We start from the raw sequence: 13,156 nt of genomic DNA, 5'->3' as shown, positions 1-13,156 counted from the left end.
AGTTGTGAACAACCTCGAACCCTGTGGGAGCTGGCTTGCCAGCGAAGAGGCCCGCCCGAGCAACCCAAAACTCACTGCCCCGAAGCCACACTCGCCGGCGCCCGCTCGGGCGTAACGATGCTGCCCAGATCGATATGCTTCCACTCAGGCTTGGCCCCCAAGCGCGCATTGAAGCGGTAGTTGAAAGTGAACTCATCCGCCGTCGGCACGCTCAGCGGTTTGCCATATACCGCTTCAATCCCCGCAAGGTCATAACCCATTACCTGCAACAGCGTCGGGAAGATGTTGTAGTGGCTGGAGCGGTCCTTGTTTGCCGGCAGATTCGCCGCCCAGTCCGGCGTCTGCAATCCACGGCCCTGGATCACCACCAACGGCACCAGCCCCTCCTCTTCCACCGGGTCGCCGCCGCAATGGGTATTCAAGCCCGGGTTGCCGCGCTCGTGCAGATCCTGGCCATGATCGGAGGTGTAGATCAGCAGCGCGTTGTTCAGGTTGGCCTGGGCAAACACCCGGGCGAAGAACTCGCCGACGTTCCACAACAGCGTGTTCTTGTAGGCGTTGCGATACAGCACCCAGTCATCCGGCTGGCCGTTGAAACCGGTGCGTTCGCCAGTGTCGGCGACTTCAGTGAACTGTCCGCGGGGCAGCGTTGGCCGGTAGGCCATGAACGCGTCCGGGTACTTGTCATGTACCGGAAAATGCGCGCCGACCTTGTTGATCACGATCAGCTCGGGCCGATCGTCGTTGAGCAGTTCAATCAGCTTCGCCGCTGCCGCCATGTCGCGGTCGCGCACGCTGGTCTGGTCGAATTGCACGAAACTGTCGATGTCGTTTTTCTCGGCAGCGGTCATCAGGTTCTGCAGGTTGCCGGCCGTGCGTTGGGCGTCGATGTAGACCGTGCCGAGCCCGGCCTTTTTTGCGTACTGCCAGATCGACGGCAACGTGCTGTTGATGCGTCTGTAGTCGGCGCGGGTGCCGCCGTAGCGCAAGGTGACGTTGGTGTCGGCGCTGCAATTGGCAATGGACGCGGCATAACCAAAGTTGAAGACATCGACCCCGGCCGGCGCTTGCTTGAGGTTGCTGTGCACGCCGAACGGCGCGTTGATGTCGAGGTAATTGCCGGAAATGCTTTCGTCGATGATCAGCACGATGTCATGGCCGACGGCGGGCGTGGCGCGCGCAAGCGTCACCGCTTCACGGGGGCCAACGGTATCGTGCAGCGCCTCGTAGGCAAACAGGTTCAGGTAGGCCAGCGGCGTGTACATGATCGGCAGGCCACGTGCGCCCTCACCCGCACGTAAAAACAGCAAAGCGCTGAGCATCAACACGCCGATGACCGGAGCCGCTACCCGCAACGTGTTGGGTATGAACAGCGCATGACGCGGCTTGAGTCCGATGCCGAACAACAGCAGCAAGCCACTGAGCACCGCGCGCAGGATCGCATCGCGATACTGATAGGCCGCTTCCTGAATGAAGCCGCCGGAGTACACCAGCGAAACGAAATCGCTGTACCTCAGGTAATCCGCGGTAACCCGTGTGTAAACATCAAAAAAAACCGCTGCGGCAAACATCGTTAATGCGAATGCATGTCGAACGAGAGCCTGACGTATATAGGCAGTTAGATATAACGCGAAAGTAAGCGCCAAAAACATCGCGCCAAAAACAAGTACATTGAAACCCCACCCGATAGCATTTAACCGGTCCAGATAATAGTCGGAAAAGAGCAATAGATAGGCAACTAAAAGCAGTTCCTTGGCGTATTTGAACATGGCGATACCGGCCGTCCGAAATGGGAGGTTGTCAAAGCTTTGTCGGTCAGAACCTGACACTAGCACCCGGCCATCAAAGCGCAAGAAATGACTGATAGCCGGGGAAAGCGTCAAAAAAACGGTGACTCAAATCTGACACACCCGCGGGGATGAAATCCTTTAATTTCGGGGACTTAGACCGTCTGTCGGTTAAATGGAATCTGAACAAATCTGCAGAGAAACAACAAATTCAATCGCAGCAATGACTTGATGGCCAATCGCCAAAAACGCCTCAAGTGTTATACCCGTGCAACATGTCATTTTGCTGACACGCTTTTCAAACCCTGCGCTATACCCCTTTAACAATCTCATTCCGTAGTTAACTTTTCTGGTTTTATTGAGGTGCGCAGATGGACGTGAGCGTATTTGGCACTGGCTATGTCGGACTTATACAAGCCGCTGCACTTGCCGATGTCGGTCATCGGGTTTTATGCATTGATATTGATCCGAACAAGATCAAACAACTGCAACAAGCGGTACCGCCCATCAGTGAGCCAGGCTTGTCCGCAACACTTGAAGAAAACATCAAGGCCGGGCGCTTGTTGTTCAGCACCCAGGCCAGTGATGCGGTGACTCACGCCGAGCTGATTTTCATCGCCGTCGGCACCCCGGCGGACGAGGACGGCTCAGCCGACCTCAGCCATGTGCTCAACGTCGCCCGGCAGATTGCGGGCCTGATGGAGGCTGATCGCACGCTGATCATCAAATCCACGGTGCCGGTCGGGACTGCCGATCAAGTCCTGGCCACGGCCAACAGCGAATTGCTTTTGCGCGGCAAAACCGAGCTGCAGGTGCGCGTGGTTTCCAATCCGGAATTTCTCAAGGAAGGCAGCGCCCTCGCCGACTGCATGCGCCCGGACCGGATCATCATCGGCACCCGCGACGACGCTGCCCGCGAGCAGATGAGCGAGCTGTACGCGCCGTTCTGCCGCAACCACGAAAAACTGATGTTCATGGACAACCGCAGCGCCGAGCTGACCAAGTACGCGGCCAACGCGATGCTCGCCACCCGCATCAGTTTCATGAACGAACTGGCCAATCTCACCGAGCTGCTCGGCGCCGACATCGAAGCGGTGCGCAAAGGCATCGGCTCCGACCCGCGCATCGGCTACCACTTCATTTATCCGGGCTGCGGCTTCGGTGGCTCGTGCTTTCCCAAGGATCTGCGTGCCCTGCTGCACACCGCCGAACACAACGGTATGCCGTTGAAACTGCTGCGCAGCGTCACCGACGTCAACGACAGCCAGCGGCACATCCTGTTCAGCAAATTGCGCGCGCAGTTTCCGCAAGGCCTGGCCGGCAAATCCATCGCCGTCTGGGGCCTGGCGTTCAAACCGAACACCGACGACATGCGCGAAGCCCCCAGCCGTTACCTGATGGACGCGTTGTGGGCCGAAGGCGCCAGCGTGCAGGCTTATGATCCGGAAGCCATGTCCGAGTGCCGGCGCATCTACGGCTATCGCAACGACCTGCACTTGTGCGCGACCCGCGACGACACCCTTGAAGACGCCGACGCGCTGGTGATCTGCACCGAGTGGAAAAACTTCCGCGTAGTCGATTTCGAACTGCTCGCCGAGAAGCTGCGTTCGAAGGTGATCATCGACGGGCGCAACCTATACAACCCGGAACAGGTTGCCGCCGCCGGCCTGCATTACAGCGGCATCGGTCTGCGCCACATCGCCCCTGAAGGGCTGCGGCCATGAAAATTCTGGTGACCGGTGCCGCCGGTTTCATTGGTGCCCATTGCGTCCTGCGCTTGCTGCGCGACGGGCATTCGGTGGTCGGCCTGGACAATTTCAACCACTACTACGACCCGCAGCTCAAGCACGACCGCGTGCAGTGGGTGCGCGAGCAGGTTGGCGATTTTCCGCTGGCCACGGTGGATTTGGCCCACGCTTCGGCGATCGATGCGCTGTTTGCCCGCGAGCTGCCACAAGTGGTGATCCACCTCGCCGCGCAGGCCGGGGTGCGTTATTCGCTGGACAATCCACGGGCGTATCTGGACAGCAACCTCAACGGTTTCCTGAACATTCTCGAGAGCTGCCGCCACCACCCGGTCGAACACCTGATCTACGCCTCGTCGAGTTCGGTGTACGGCGCCAATCAACACACGCCTTACTCGGTCAAGGATGGCGTCAACCATCCGCTGTCGCTGTACGCCGCGACCAAAAAAGCCAATGAACTGATGGCGCACAGCTACAGCCATCTGTTCGGCATTCCCTGCACCGGCCTGCGCTTTTTCACCGTGTACGGGCCCTGGGGCCGGCCGGACATGTCGCCGATCCAGTTCGCCCGGGCGATCAGCGAAGGCGAGCCGCTGAAACTGTTCAATTACGGCGAGCACCAGCGCGACTTCACCTACATCGACGACATCATCGAAAGCATCGCCCGCCTCATCGATCAGCCACCGCAAGCCAATCCGCAGTGGGATCGCGGACAGCCCGACCCCGCCAGCAGCATGGCGCCGTGGCGTCTGTTCAACATTGGCGGGCAGCAGCCGGTTGCACTGAAAACCTACCTCGCGCTGATGGAAAAACATCTCGATCGGCAAGCCATTGTCGAGCTGCTGCCGCTGCAACCGGGCGACGTGCTCAATACCTGCGCCGAGGCCAGCGATCTGGCCCAGGCCACCGGATTCCAGCCCCGGATAGAACTGGATGAAGGACTGGGCCGCTTCATCGCCTGGTTCCGCGACTACTACCCCACTGCCCGTACGCCGCTTGCGGCTGATTGAATGCGGAGGACGCCATGACTGGACATGAAAGAAGTGTGTCGACTGCACAGATGCGCCCTGACAAGCGCGTCGATCCGGAACATCGCATGCGCCTCGACGCGGCGATCCACCGTCAGGGTCGCGGCTGGCTCAGCGGCCGCGATGGCGGCCGCCCATGGCAGCTGTCGCGGACCAACCGGGTGGTCGCCTGCCTCGGCGCGCTGACGATTCTCGTGCTGATCTCGCCAGTGCTGCTGGGCCTGGCCTTGGCCATCAAGCTCACCAGTCCGGGGCCGGTGCTGTTCGTGCAGAAACGCACCGGTTATCGCGGGCGCAAGTTCGGCATGTTCAAGTTCCGCACCATGGTCAGCAACGCCGAAGACCTCAAAGAGTCGCTGCGCCACCTGAACAAGCACGGGGCCGACGCCATCGACTTCAAGATCGACAAGGACCCGCGCGTCACCGGCATCGGCAGCTTTCTGCGGCGCACCAGCCTCGACGAGCTGCCCAATCTGATCAACGTAGTGACCGGCGACATGCGCCTGGTCGGCCCTCGTCCGACCTCGTTCAACGCCTACCGCTACAAGGACAATCACCTCGCGCGTCTGGCGATCTACCCCGGCATGACCGGTCTGTGGCAGATCTCCGGACGCAGCAACATCGACTTCGACCAGCGCGTTGAGTTGGACCTCAGCTACATCGCCGAGCAGAGCCTTCTGCTTGATCTGAAGATTCTGTTGAAAACCCCCTTCAAAGTATTCAGCGGCCACGGAGCAAGCTAATGGACGGTTCAACCAATAAAAGCCTGAGCATCGCCAGCCCCAGCGAATCGAATCTGACTTCGACCGTGCTGGATCTCGATCTGCGCATTCTGTTCCTGACCGCCGCCAACCCCGGCGCCGGCACCACCACCAGCGCTCTGGCACTGGCCAGTCAGCTGGCGCAGATGAGCAGCGGCCAGGTGCTGCTGGTCGACGCCAGCCAGTCGGCGAACAACCTCACCCAGCAGATGAACCTCGGCAAGGAGCGCGGCCTGCGCGACCTGCTGTTCAACCCGGGCAACCCGCCGCTGTTGCAGGACTGCGTGGTGCAGGTCTCGAGCCTGCCCTTCCATGTGCTGCCCAACGGCCGGCCGATCCGCACGCTGGAACACCTGACCGCCGAGCGCCTGAGCCCGTTGCTCGACCAGTTGGGCAGCCAGTACCGCTTTGTGGTGATCGACGGCGACGCGGTGTATTCCGCCGCCGACACCCTGGTCATCAGTACTCAGGTCGACGGTGTGGTGTTTGTCGTGCGCGCCGAAGACACCCGCTGGGAAGTCGCCCAGGCCGCTGTGCAACGCCTGACTCAGGCCGGGGCGAAAGTGGTCGGCAGCGTGTTCAACCGGCGCAAGTACTACATGCCCAAATGGCTTTACAAAAACCTGTAAGCGAACGCTAAGGATGACGCCATGAACGCCAGAATGCTTGTCCTGCTGTTGCTGCCGCTTGCGGGCTGCTCCAGCACTTCCGACACCCAGAACATGCCGGTGAATATTCTCACCGCTTCCCCGGCCAACGCCCAGGCGACCGATATGCCGAAGATCGAGCAGACCCTGCGCCCGCAGGATGTGCTGGACGTGATCTTCCATATCAGCACCAGCGGCTCGGACGCCTACCGCGTGCAATCGGGCGACCAGATCGGCCTGAATTTCACCGCCGCCAGCCAGCTCAACGGCAATCAACTGGTGCTGCCCGACGGCACCATCGAACTGCCAGGCGCCAACACCTCGGTGAAAATCGCCGGGCTGACCAGCGAAGAAGCCCGTCAGGAAATCCAGCGCGTCTATCAGCGCAAACAGCTGTTCCAGCCCAACCGCAATCAGCTCACCGTGCAGATCATCAGCCCGCTGAGCAACGAGCAGAACCTGAAAAGCGCCCTCAATCACCCGGCCACCGGCATGAGCCGGGAGATCACCGTCGGCACTGACGGTTACGCGAGTTTTCCGGAAATCGGCGCCGTGCCGCTGCAAGGCATGACCGTCAATCAACTGGAAACCTTCCTCAACAAAAAGTACGCGCAACTGCCGGGCCGGATGACTGTGGACGTGCTGCTCAAGTCCACCGCCGGCAACGAGATCTACGTGCTGGGTGAAGTCGCACAACCGGGCTCGTATCCGATACGCCGGCCGGTGTCGGTGCTCGAGGCGCTGACTCTGGCGCGCGGTACCAACGTCAAGGCGCGGCTGGATTCGGTGGTGATCATGCGGCGCAACGGCAATCAGGTGAAAGCGGTGCGCTACGACGTCGAAAAAGCCCTGTCCGGCGATGCCCCGCAAATCGCTTACCTGCAACCGGACGACATGCTCTACGTGCCAAAAACCAAACTGGCCAGCGCCGGCGAACTCGCCCGCCAACTGGCTGATGTGGTGCTGTTCCAGGGCGTCGGTTTCAGCTTCGGCTACCGCGTCGACAACAAAGACAGTGACAACTAACTCACAGGTGACCGACATGAACCCAAAGGAAAACTACCTGCATGAGTTCTTCAGGATTTTCTTCGCCAACAAGCAACTGGTGAAGCGCGTCTTCCTGACCTTTGCAGTCATCGCCCTGCTCCTGCCGCTGCTGCTCAAACAGAGCTTCGATATCACCGCGCAGGTCATCGTGCAGTCGAAAAAACTCTCTCAGGGTGACGCCACCACGTCGCTCACGGTGGACAACGCCACGTTCATTCCGCCGTCGCTGGCGGACATGGAAACCGAGAGCAACATCCTCCGCTCGCCAGCACTTATCCGTCAGACCATCAGCGAACTGCGCGACAACGGTGAATACAGCCCGCCACCCGGGGTGTTCGCCAAGTTGCTTGGCGAACCGTTCAAGCGCTACGTCTCGACACCGCTGCGCGAGTACGTCATCAACCCGCTGCGCAACGGGCTCGGCATGGAAACCGATCCGGTGCGTGACACCACCCTCGACGCCCTGACCCAGCAAGCCGTCGACAGCCTGAAAATCGAGACCCTGCCCGGCTCCAACGTGATCTCGATCACCTACAGCTTCCCGGATCCGCAGCAAGGCACGACGTTTGTCAGCGCCCTGCTGCAGAACTATCTGGTCAGCCGTCAGGCGTTGCAATCGATCGACTTGCCGCAGTCGTTCTACGAGACCAAAAAACACCAGTATCAAGTGCGGCTCGATGGTCTGGAAGGTAACCGCCAAGCGCTGCTGGAAAATGTCGGCGCGGCGGATCCGAAGGAGGAAATCACCTTCCGCCTCAACGCCATCAACACTGAAGAACAGGCGCTGAACCTGTATCAGGACCGCCTGCTGCAAAGCCAACGCTGGCTCGAATATCTGAAAACCGCGCTCGCCGCCGCCAGCAGTAGCAAGCTCAACGACTACACCTTCCCCTACACCTTCACCACCACCGTCGACAACGTGGCGTTCGAGGACCGGGAAATCAAACAGATGGGCGAGCAACTGACCAGCCAGGTCAGCCGTTACATGAACGATCTGGCGGTGTTCCAGCCCGGCAGCGAACCGATGCTGTTGACCCGCGAGCAGATCGCCCGCACCCGTCAGCAGTTTCTCAAAGTGGTGAGCAACCGCATCCAGGAACGCACCGCCGATCTGGCCGTGGTCAAGCAGGTGATCGAGCAGAAAACCGCGCGCATCGCCGAGTTCAAGAACCGCATCCGCGACCTGCAGCAGACCCAGAGCAAACTGCGCCAGATGGACACCGAGATCGATGCGCTGCACGCAGCGTTCTCGACCTATGCCCAGCGTTTTGCCGAAAGCAGCACCACGCGCTCGCTCAACGATGACCTGTCCAACGCCCGGGTACTCAGCCCGCCGTTCGAACCGACCGAGGCAGCGTTCCCGAAACCGCTGCTGATCATCCCGTTCGGGCTGTTCACCGGTCTGCTGCTGGCAATCGCGTTCGTCTACGTGCGTGAGTTCTTCGATCACCGCTTCAAGCATCCGGCGCAAATCAGCCATGAGCTGGGCCTGCCGGTGCTGTTGGTGCTCAACGAAGAAACGTCGCAGCCGGGCAATCCGCACAAGAACTGGACCATGCCGAGCCTGGTTCACTGGGTGCGCAATTGAACGCGGTGTCCACCCCAATCGTCGCCCTGCCGATCATTCACTTGCTCAGCAGCGGCGGCTTCTACGGGGCCGAGCGGATGTTGCTGGATCATTGCCTGGCCACGCCGGAGCAGCACCAAGTGCTGTTCCTCGACGCACCGCCTGAGCTGATCTCGCGCTTTCGTGAAGCCGGGGTGGACGCTCGCGCTTGTGCCGGGCTCGGCGAATTGCTGCGGCACTTGCGTCAGCGCCGTGGCGACAAACCGTTGCTCAACACCCACAACTTCAAAGGGCTGTTGTTCGGCTGGGTCGGCGCCACGCTGTTGCGCCTGCCGCTGGTGATCACCCAGCACGGCTTCACCCCGCGCAGCCGCAAGCAGAAGTTCTACACCTGGCTGAGCCTGCAACTGTGCCGCACGGCGTCGGTGAAACGGGTGGTTTGCGTGGCGCACAGCATCGCCACGCTGCATCTGAAGGCCAGCGTGAGCGCGGAGAAGTTGCAGGTGATTCCCAACGGTTTGCCAGCAGCACCGGCAATGCAGCCGGTGGCAGAGCGGCAACGCTGGCTGGCCGGTTACGTCGGCCGGTTGAGCAGCGAAAAAGGCCCGGATCTGTTTCTCGATGCGCTGATCGGCCTGTGTCACCAGCATCCGCAACTGGACGCGGTGATGCTCGGTGACGGATCGGAACGCGAGGCCTTGCAGGCGCGCATCGATGCTGCCGGGTTGCAGCGGCGGATTCGCTTGCCGGGCTACCAGACGGCGATGCAAGGCTGGTGGCAGCAACTCGATGCGCTGGTGATCAGCTCGCGCACCGAGGGCACGCCGATGATTCTGCTCGAAGCGATGCAGGCCGGCGTGCCGGTGGTGGCGTTCGCGGTCGGCGGCATTCCCGATGTCTTGCAGGACCGCCACAACGGCCTGCTCGCCGCGCCGACGGATACCGCCGCCCTCGCCCGCCAGCTCGACACCTTGCTGGCCGAACCGAAGCTGGCCGCGCAGTTGCGCGACAACGCCAGACGCACCCAACAGGAGCGCTACGACCTCAAGGCTTTGGCCGAACGCTGGTCGCAGCTGTACATCCAAACGGCACGGGAGACACGCGCATGATTTTCCCGCTCTCGATCGTCAGTCTGTTCGCCCTGGTCAGCCTCGGTTTGCTGGCCAGTCCCTGGCCGTATCTGGCACCGGGGGCGGTTATTGGTCTGGTCGGTTTCACCGTTCTGTACCGCAAGCCGACCTGGGGCCTGCTCGGCATTGCCGCGCTGGTGCCGTTCGAAGGGTTCTTCAAGGACAGCTCGGTGTCGGGCAGCAAGTTGCTCGGCGCCTCGCTGGCAGTGATCGTGATGCTGCAATTGGCGCTGCACCAGATTCCGTCGCAGCGCCTGCGCAGCAATCTGTGGCACTGCCTGATCGGCTTCATGGTTCTGTATTTTCTCAGCCTGCTCAATACCGATGACATGGGCATGTCGCTGGGGCACCTGCGCGAACTCAGCGTTGGTCTGGTGCTGTTTGTCATTACGTTGTTGATCGGCCGCGAACTGAACCTCGACCTGTTCGCCCGGCTGGTGACCCTCGCCGTCACGGCGACCTGCGCCATGGCGATGTTCTCGGCGAAGTTTCAGGATCAGGGCCGCGCCGCCGGCCTGCTCGAAGACCCCAACGCCTTCGCCATGCTGATCGCCTTCGCCATTCCTCTTGGACTGCTGCTGGTGATCCGCAGTCCGAACCTGCTGCACCGCTTGTTCTGGGGCGCTTGCTGCCTGCTGTTGCTCGGTGGCATGACCAAGACCGAATCGCGCTCAGGCCTGGTGGTATTGGCGTTGAGTCTGCTCATCGGCATCTGGCACTACCGCGCGCAACTGACCCACATCCGCCCACGGCACCTGGGTTTCGTCATGCTCGGTGCGGCCATCGTGATTCCGCTGGCGATCTACGCCATGCCGGCCGGTTACATGGCGCGGATCCAGTCATTGAGCATCCTCAGCGCCGGCTCCAAGGCGCAGGACGAATCCCTCGGCCGCCGTGCTTCCTACATCGTCGTCGGCAGCCAGATGATCCGCGAGCACCCGGTGCTCGGCTCCGGCCCGGGGACCTTCCCGCTGCATTACGCGACCACCGGTTACGCCAAGGCGTTTTCCGCCAACCGCAAGATCGGCGACCTGTACCGCCGCGCCCACAACACCTATCTGGAAATCTTCAGCGAACTGGGCGTGCCCGCCGGGCTGTTCTTCGTCGGCATGCTCGGGCTCGGCATGTACAACCTGATCCGCGCGAGGGCGGCGTGGATGCTGCGCGGTGACGGATATCGGGCTGACATGATGACCCACCTGGGGGTGAGCTTTCTGTCGCTGACCCTGTTCCTGATGTTCCTCAGCGCGCCGAACCAGAAATACGTGTGGATCATGCTGGCGCTGACCAGCGTCCTGCGCATCAAGGCCGAGCAGGCGCCACTGAACCCGGAGACGCAGGCATGAAGCGGATCAGCATCGTCATCCCGATGTACAACGAGGCGCGGCACATCGGCCGCACCCTGCTCACCGCGCAGAAAGCCGCGCACGCGGCCAATGTCGAGTGCGAGCTGATCGTGGTCGACAACGGCTCGAACGACCAGGGCCCGCAGATTGCCCGGCAGTTCGGCGCAACCGTGCTCAGTTTGCCGGGGCTGTTGATCGGCGCGCTGCGCAATCGCGGCACGGCGATCGCCAGCGGGGAATGGCTGGCCTTCATCGACGCCGACGTAGAAATGCCGGAAACCTGGTTGCAGCCCTTGTTCGACATCCAAGCCAGTGGCCAGGCCGATGTGTTCGGCTTGGACTTGCATACGCCGGCCGAGGCGCCATGGTTCGCCACGGCCTGGCAACGCCGCACTTCGCAGCCCTCGCACCGCGTCAGCCACAGCGTCGATTGGCTGCCCAGTTCCAACCTGCTGATGCGTCGCGACTGGTTCGACAAGGTCGGCGGTTTCAACGAGACCCTGCGCACCGGCGAAGACAAGGAATTCACCCTGCGCCTGCACGAACAGGGGGCGCGTCTGCTGTCGGTCAATGACAAGGTCGCGCTGCACTGGGGTTACGAAATGAACTGGCGCGAATGGATGGGCAAGGAAATGTGGCGCCAGGGCAGCCATCTGCAACTGCTGCGCACCCATGGCAAGAGCCTGCGCCTGCTGCGCTTTCCAATGCTGTCGTTGTTCGTCTGGCTGCTGGACTTTCTGGCGATCTCGGCGCTGCTCGACGGTTTTCCGCACCACGCAGCGCTAATGGTGACGCTGACCCTGATGCCGGGGCTGGTACTGAGCGTTCGCCAGAGTCTCAAGCACCGTGATCCGCTCCTGACCCTGCAACTGTGGGGCCTGCACTGGCTGCGCCTGCATCTGGCCGGCGCGGCGTTCATTTTGAGTCTGTGTCAGTGGAACGCAAGGAGGCCTGCCCGTGGCTGAGTTCATTTTCTGGATGTGCCTGTTGCTGCCGGTCTATGCCTACATCGGCTACCCGCTTTTGCTGACGATTCTCGCGCCGCTGTTTCCGGCGTGGCGACACACGCCGGCGCCACCGCTGAACGTCAGCATCGTCATCGCCGCGCACAACGAGTCGCGGCATATCGAGCACAAGCTGCGCACGCTGCTGGCGCAGGATTATCAACCGGCGACGCTGCAGATCATTCTCGCCAGCGACGGCTCGACCGATGACACCGTGGCCTGCGCACACAAGGTGATAGATCCGCGCATCACCGTGCTCGACCTGCCGCGTCAGGGCAAAGCCGCCACGCTGAATGCCGGCGCGGCCCTGAGCAGAGGCGACATTCTGGTGTTCACCGATGCCGACAACCAATGGTCGCGCGACACCCTCGGCCACTTGCTCGCGCCGCTGAGCGATCCACAGGTCGGCGCTTGCGCCGGGCACATGGTGATCCCGGTCACCGGTGGCGGTCTGAGTGTCGGCGACAGCCTCTATCGGCATTACGAAGGCTGGTTACGCCGGGTCGAGAATCGCACTGGCTGCATGGTCTCCGCTGACGGCGCCCTGCTCGCCCTGCGTCGCGAGTTGTTCCAGAACGTACCGGCCGAGGTCAACGACGATTTCTTTATCAGCACCTGCGCACCGGTGGCCGGCAAGCGCATCGTCTACGTGCCCGAAGCGCAGGTTATCGACCATGGCGTCGACGAGGCGGACAAACAGTTCCGCCGCCGGCAGCGCGTCACCGTCGGCGGCCTGCAAAGCCTGGCCCAGCGCCGCGAGCTGCTCAATCCGCTCAAGCATGGCCTGTATTCACTGGCGTTGATCAGCCACAAACTGATCCGCCGCCTGGCGCCGGTTCTTCTTCTGCCATTGCTGCTGAGCAATTGCTGGCTGTGGGACGAGCACGGCTTCTATCGCCTGAGCCTGATCGCGCAACTGTTCGGCTACAGCGTGGCAATTGCCGGCCTGCTGGATGCGCAACACCGCTTGCCGAAACCGTTCCGCCTCGCCGCGTTTCTGCTGGTCACCCTCGCCGGGATGAGTCTCGGCCTGTGGCAGTTCCTGCGCGGCCAGCGGTATGCCCAGTGGAATCCGGAACAGAACCGTTAAGAGG

11 protein-coding genes are annotated in these 13,156 nt (G+C 61.6%); 10 read left to right on the top strand and 1 reads right to left on the bottom strand.

All coding sequences use genetic code 11. The annotated features are described in order from the left end of the window. Positions 1 to 71: 71 nt before the first annotated feature. On the bottom strand, positions 72 to 1,769 hold the full coding sequence (locus F8N49_RS01750) for a sulfatase-like hydrolase/transferase (RefSeq protein ID WP_071171773.1): 1,698 nt from the start codon (positions 1,767 to 1,769) through the stop codon (positions 72 to 74). A 389-nt stretch (positions 1,770 to 2,158) separates the two neighbouring features. Here F8N49_RS01750 and F8N49_RS01745 point away from each other — a divergent pair, with 389 nt between their 5' ends. The 10 genes from F8N49_RS01745 to F8N49_RS01700 are packed head-to-tail and all read left to right on the top strand — an operon-like array spanning position 2,159 to position 13,152. Beyond that, positions 2,159 to 3,511 carry a UDP-glucose/GDP-mannose dehydrogenase family protein gene (locus tag F8N49_RS01745; RefSeq protein WP_071171772.1) on the top strand — a complete coding sequence of 451 codons (1,353 nt, stop codon included), beginning with the start codon at positions 2,159 to 2,161 and terminating at the stop codon, positions 3,509 to 3,511. Continuing rightward, positions 3,508 to 4,542, top strand: a complete 1,035-nt coding sequence (locus F8N49_RS01740) for an NAD-dependent epimerase (RefSeq protein ID WP_122751099.1) — start codon at positions 3,508 to 3,510, stop codon at positions 4,540 to 4,542. The genes F8N49_RS01745 and F8N49_RS01740 overlap by 4 nt, the downstream gene beginning before the upstream one ends. A 14-nt stretch (positions 4,543 to 4,556) precedes the next feature. Then, positions 4,557 to 5,303: a sugar transferase gene (locus F8N49_RS01735; RefSeq protein ID WP_151550676.1), complete on the top strand. Its 747-nt coding sequence runs from the start codon at positions 4,557 to 4,559 to the stop codon at positions 5,301 to 5,303. Continuing rightward, positions 5,303 to 5,950: a CpsD/CapB family tyrosine-protein kinase gene (locus tag F8N49_RS01730; protein WP_024012451.1), complete on the top strand. Its 648-nt coding sequence runs from the start codon at positions 5,303 to 5,305 to the stop codon at positions 5,948 to 5,950. Before F8N49_RS01735 ends, F8N49_RS01730 begins: the two co-directional genes overlap by 1 nt. Positions 5,951 to 5,971: 21 nt before the next feature. Next, positions 5,972 to 6,994, top strand: coding sequence for a polysaccharide biosynthesis/export family protein (locus F8N49_RS01725; RefSeq protein ID WP_041478599.1), 1,023 nt, complete (start codon positions 5,972 to 5,974; stop codon positions 6,992 to 6,994). A 16-nt stretch (positions 6,995 to 7,010) separates the two neighbouring features. After that, positions 7,011 to 8,603, top strand: coding sequence for a Wzz/FepE/Etk N-terminal domain-containing protein (locus F8N49_RS01720; RefSeq protein ID WP_041478598.1), 1,593 nt, complete (start codon positions 7,011 to 7,013; stop codon positions 8,601 to 8,603). Continuing rightward, positions 8,600 to 9,691 carry a glycosyltransferase family 4 protein gene (locus F8N49_RS01715; RefSeq protein WP_151550675.1) on the top strand — a complete coding sequence of 364 codons (1,092 nt, stop codon included), beginning with the start codon at positions 8,600 to 8,602 and terminating at the stop codon, positions 9,689 to 9,691. The genes F8N49_RS01720 and F8N49_RS01715 overlap by 4 nt, the downstream gene beginning before the upstream one ends. Then, a complete protein-coding gene (locus F8N49_RS01710; RefSeq protein ID WP_122751101.1) occupies positions 9,688 to 11,058 on the top strand; it encodes an O-antigen ligase in 1,371 nt (456 codons plus the stop codon). The genes F8N49_RS01715 and F8N49_RS01710 overlap by 4 nt, the downstream gene beginning before the upstream one ends. Then, the gene (locus F8N49_RS01705) at positions 11,055 to 12,023 is read left to right on the top strand and encodes a glycosyltransferase family 2 protein (protein WP_151550674.1); all 969 of its coding nucleotides are present in this window, start codon (positions 11,055 to 11,057) and stop codon (positions 12,021 to 12,023) included. The genes F8N49_RS01710 and F8N49_RS01705 overlap by 4 nt, the downstream gene beginning before the upstream one ends. Then, positions 12,016 to 13,152 (top strand): glycosyltransferase family 2 protein, encoded by a 1,137-nt coding sequence (locus tag F8N49_RS01700; protein WP_151550673.1) that lies wholly within the window; start codon positions 12,016 to 12,018, stop codon positions 13,150 to 13,152. Before F8N49_RS01705 ends, F8N49_RS01700 begins: the two co-directional genes overlap by 8 nt. The last annotated feature ends 4 nt before the right edge of the window (positions 13,153 to 13,156 follow it).

Source organism: Pseudomonas sp. GXM4 (genome assembly GCF_008923895.1).
Classification (GTDB): Bacteria; Pseudomonadota; Gammaproteobacteria; order Pseudomonadales; family Pseudomonadaceae; genus Aquipseudomonas; species Aquipseudomonas atacamensis.
This window is presented reverse-complemented; position numbering and strand designations above follow the sequence as displayed.

What these genes read in the sequence shown, in the direction of transcription:
- F8N49_RS01740 (WP_122751099.1), top strand. Translation starts at nt 3,508, where the DNA reads ATGAAAATTCTGGTGACCGGTGCCGCCGGTTTCATTGGTGCCCATTGC.
- F8N49_RS01735 (WP_151550676.1), top strand. Translation starts at nt 4,557, where the DNA reads ATGACTGGACATGAAAGAAGTGTGTCGACTGCACAGATGCGCCCTGAC.
- F8N49_RS01730 (WP_024012451.1), top strand. Translation starts at nt 5,303, where the DNA reads ATGGACGGTTCAACCAATAAAAGCCTGAGCATCGCCAGCCCCAGCGAA.
- F8N49_RS01750 (WP_071171773.1), bottom strand. Translation starts at nt 1,769, where the DNA reads ATGTTCAAATACGCCAAGGAACTGCTTTTAGTTGCCTATCTATTGCTC.
- F8N49_RS01720 (WP_041478598.1), top strand. Translation starts at nt 7,011, where the DNA reads ATGAACCCAAAGGAAAACTACCTGCATGAGTTCTTCAGGATTTTCTTC.
- F8N49_RS01725 (WP_041478599.1), top strand. Translation starts at nt 5,972, where the DNA reads ATGAACGCCAGAATGCTTGTCCTGCTGTTGCTGCCGCTTGCGGGCTGC.
- F8N49_RS01705 (WP_151550674.1), top strand. Translation starts at nt 11,055, where the DNA reads ATGAAGCGGATCAGCATCGTCATCCCGATGTACAACGAGGCGCGGCAC.
- F8N49_RS01745 (WP_071171772.1), top strand. Translation starts at nt 2,159, where the DNA reads ATGGACGTGAGCGTATTTGGCACTGGCTATGTCGGACTTATACAAGCC.
- F8N49_RS01710 (WP_122751101.1), top strand. Translation starts at nt 9,688, where the DNA reads ATGATTTTCCCGCTCTCGATCGTCAGTCTGTTCGCCCTGGTCAGCCTC.